The organism is Nonomuraea sp. NPDC049141, from assembly GCF_040648415.1.
Lineage (GTDB): Bacteria > Actinomycetota > Actinomycetes > Streptosporangiales > Streptosporangiaceae > Nonomuraea.
On the sequence record NZ_JBEZDR010000150.1, the window covers coordinates 1 to 2,134 of the forward strand.

The 2,134-nt window shown below is 66.5% G+C and carries 1 protein-coding gene and 1 pseudogene; both read right to left on the reverse strand.

Features of this window, described 5'->3' with window-relative positions; all coding sequences use genetic code 11:
- A partial coding sequence (locus tag AB0B91_RS65310; RefSeq protein WP_358343068.1) for a condensation domain-containing protein occupies positions 1-1,900 on the reverse strand: 1,900 nt, incomplete at its 3' end.
- Between the two features lie 15 nt (positions 1,901-1,915).
- Positions 1,916-2,119 (reverse strand): annotated as a pseudogene (locus tag AB0B91_RS65315) (hypothetical protein); the annotation flags it as partial.
- Positions 2,120-2,134: the final 15 nt, after the last annotated feature.

The following is a 2,134-nucleotide window of genomic DNA, read 5'->3' on the forward strand; positions in this document are numbered from 1 at the left end:
CACCCAGTGCGATCAGCTTGTGAGCCAACTGATTCGCGCGGGCATCCAGCTCCCCATAACTGAGCTGCCCCTCCAGCCCGGCCACCGCGACCGCCTCAGGGCTCGCAGCCGCCCGAGCCGCGATCAACTCATGCACACCGGCGGCCTCGGGCAACACCACCCCGGTGGCGTTGACCTCCCGCAGCGCCTGCAACTCAGCCGACGTCAGGATGGGCAACGCCGACAGCGGCCGATCAGGATCAGACCCCACAGCCTCCAGCAACACCCGCAAATGACCGACCAACCGCTCGATGGTCACCCGGTCGAACAGGGCAGTGCTGTATTCGATGGTGGCCGACAGATTGTCGCTGCCCTCAGCGAAGATCATCCGAAGATCGGTCTGAGCCAGAATCCCGACCCGAGCCTGCTGACCACCATCAGCGGTAGCCTCTTGCAGCTCCCGAGCCGTCGGATCATCAATGGCGAAATAGTTGAACAACGTCTGGAACAGCGGCGTGCGGGAGCGGTCACGCTCGACGCCCAGCTCATCGACGAGCTGCTCGAACGGCAGATCCTGATGACCGTAAGCCGCCAACGCCGTGGCCCGCACCTGCTGCAGCAGATCAGTGAAGGTCGGATCGCCCGACAGATCAGCCCGCAACACCAGAGTGTTGACGAAGAACCCGATCAGATCCTCGGTCTCCGCCTGATTGCGGTTGGCCACCGGCGTGCCGACCAGCAGATCATCCTGACGGCTGTAGCGACCCAGCAGCACGGTGTAGGCCGCCAGCAACGTCATGAACATCGTCGCGCCGGTGCGCCGGGACAGCTCCTGCAAACGACGGCTGACGTCGGCGTCGATACGGAAGTCGATGGCCGCCCCGTCGCTGTCACGGACACCGGCCCGGACCCGGTCGGTGGGCAACTCCAGCACCGAAGGCCGGGCCAGCTGCCGCCGCCAGTAGCCGAGCTGCTCCTCCAATGTCTCGCCGGTGAGCCAGGACCGCTGCCACACGGCGAAATCGGCGTACTGCACCGCCAAAGGCACCAGCGGAGAAGGCCGACCAGCCTGGAAAGCGTCGTACAGAGCGGCGAACTCCCGATGGAAGATCTTGGACGACCACTCATCGGAGATGACGTGATGCATGCACAGGGCCAGGATGTGCTCCTGGTCGCTGATCCGGATCAGGCTGCCGCGCAGCAGCGGACCGGCCGCCAGATCGAACGGCGTCGCCGTGTCCATGGCGATGAGATCTTGAGCGGCGAGATGCGGCGCAGGGTGATCGGATAGATCGACCAGCGGCAGCCGGAACTCCGCCGCTGGATCGATGACCTGGTACGGCACGCCGTCAGCGCCCGCCACCAGCCGGGTCCGCAGCACTTCATGCCGCTCCACCAGCGCGGTGAGGGCGGCCCGCAGGACAGCGATGTCGAGGTCGCCGGGCAGCGGGATGGAGGTCGGATTGTTGTACTCGACCGAGTCAGGCTCCAGCTGGGCCAGGAACCACAACCGCTGCTGCGCGAACGACAGCGGCAACGCCTGCTCGCGCGAAACGGGCAGAACCGGCGGCCGGGCGACGTCGTCCGGCCCCCCGCTGAGCAGGGGAACCAATTCATGGATGGTGGGGTGATCGAACAGCGCCGCCAGAGGAAGATCCACCCCGAGAACCGCTCGAACGCGGGAGGCGACCTGGGTGGCCAACAGAGAATGCCCGCCCAGATCGAAGAAGTTGTCCCGGACCCCGACCTGATCCACGCCGAGCAGGTCGGCCCAGATGCCCGCCAGCAAATGCTCCGTCGTAGTCACCGGCGCTTGATAGCCGCCGGCGAGCTCAGGCCGGCTGCCATCCGGCGCAGGCAGCGCGGCACGGTCGATCTTCCCGTTCGGTGACAGCGGGAAGGCGGCCAGTTCGACGAACACCGATGGGATCATGTAGTCCGGCAGACCGGCGGCCAGGTAGGACCGCAGCTCATCGGCGGTGGGGACGCTCGCGTCCGCACCGGCCGGGACCAGGTAGGCGACCAACCGGTGGTCAGCGTCCTGCCCGAACGCAGTGACGAGGGCGGCGGCGATGTTCGGATGGCCGGTCAGCGCATGCTGGATCTCACCCGGCTCGATCCGATGCCCGCGAATCTTCACCTGATGATCAGTCCG